The sequence below is a fragment of the Streptomyces sp. NPDC030995 genome (assembly GCF_055571215.1).
The window spans coordinates 1-1,118 of record NZ_JBVIFS010000085.1 but is presented as its reverse complement, the minus strand read 5'-3'; the positions used below and the strand labels follow the sequence as shown (position 1 = coordinate 1,118).

Sequence of the window (1,118 nt, the reverse complement as noted above, 5' to 3'; positions counted from 1 at the left end):
GGCCGCCCGAGTCTTGGCTCTCAGTCCCGGAAGTCCAGCAGGAACTCCGGGTACAGGTTCACCGTCTGATCGACCAGCCCGTGCAGCCCCGCAACGTACTCGCCCACCCCGCCGGCCTCGTCGATACTCGCGTGCAGCCCGTCGATCAGCGGCCTGGCAACCGCTGCGAATGCCCGCAGCTGGCTCGGCTCGGTCAGCTGCGCCGCGAACTCCTCCCGGGCCGCCGCGGAGTTCGCGCACCCGGCGAGCAGCTTCTCCGCCACCGCGCGCTCCGGCTCGGACAGCGACTTCAGATACTGCACCACCATGAAGGTGGCAGTCCCGTTGCGAAGGTCCTCGTATCGTCCCGAGGAGATGTCCCGCTGGTCGTTGACCAATTGCCGCAGCACGCCGAAACGCGCGCCAAGGTCGCGCCACGCGTCCACGCGCGCCTCATCGCACCCGGCCAGCACCGCGCCCATCGCCGCGGCCATGGCGTACGGGGCACCGGTCTTCCCCAGGTAGCCGGCCATGACCTCTTCGGCGGTCGCCGTCGCCGCGGTCGCCGTGAGGTCCGCGAGCTGCCCGGCTATCGCCCGGTGCCAGCTGCGCGATAGCTCCTGGCGCAGCCGCAGCGCCCGCTCCGGGTCGTCGCGGCACGCCTCGTCGAGCACCTCGGTCGCCAGGTGGCAGGCGATCCCGATCACGGCGAGCAGATCCTGGTCCGCACTGTCCGTGTCAGCTGCGGCGGACGGCCGGGGCCCGGCGTCGGACAGGTCGTCCAGGTAGCGTGCCGAAACCCACCACAGCACGTGCGCCACCGCCGCGGGCTCGGCCGGCGCCGGGTCGCCGGAGTGTGTCCCGTGCACCAGGAACGGCAGCGCGACGATTCCGTCCACGGCCGGCCCCGAGCCACGCCCGGCGATCCGGTCCAGGAAGCCGGTCAGGGCCCGTCCCATCGCGCGGTCGGCGGCTGCGCCGGGACCGGCCGAGCCGGTCAGCCCATCGCCCGTGCCGCGCAGCCGCCGCAGCACGGCGTCCGAACTCCAAGTGAGCGCGCTTGCCGTCATGGTGTCCTCCGTGTGAATGACCGGACTCTTGAATTCGTTCAAAGAGTCGAGAATCAAGGTACGGAGACA

At 71.5% G+C, this 1,118-nt stretch carries 1 protein-coding gene; it reads right to left on the bottom strand.

What is annotated here, in order from left to right; genetic code table 11:
* Window positions 1–20: 20 nt before the first annotated feature.
* Window positions 21–1,049 (bottom strand): polyprenyl synthetase family protein, encoded by a 1,029-nt coding sequence (locus tag ACZ45T_RS39230; protein WP_468449282.1) that lies wholly within the window; start codon window positions 1,047–1,049, stop codon window positions 21–23.
* Between the last annotated feature and the right edge of the window lie 69 nt (window positions 1,050–1,118).

Excerpts from the sequence above, each read along its gene's own strand:
- ACZ45T_RS39230 (WP_468449282.1), bottom strand. The coding sequence starts at position 1,049 with ATGACGGCAAGCGCGCTCACTTGGAGTTCGGACGCCGTGCTGCGGCGG.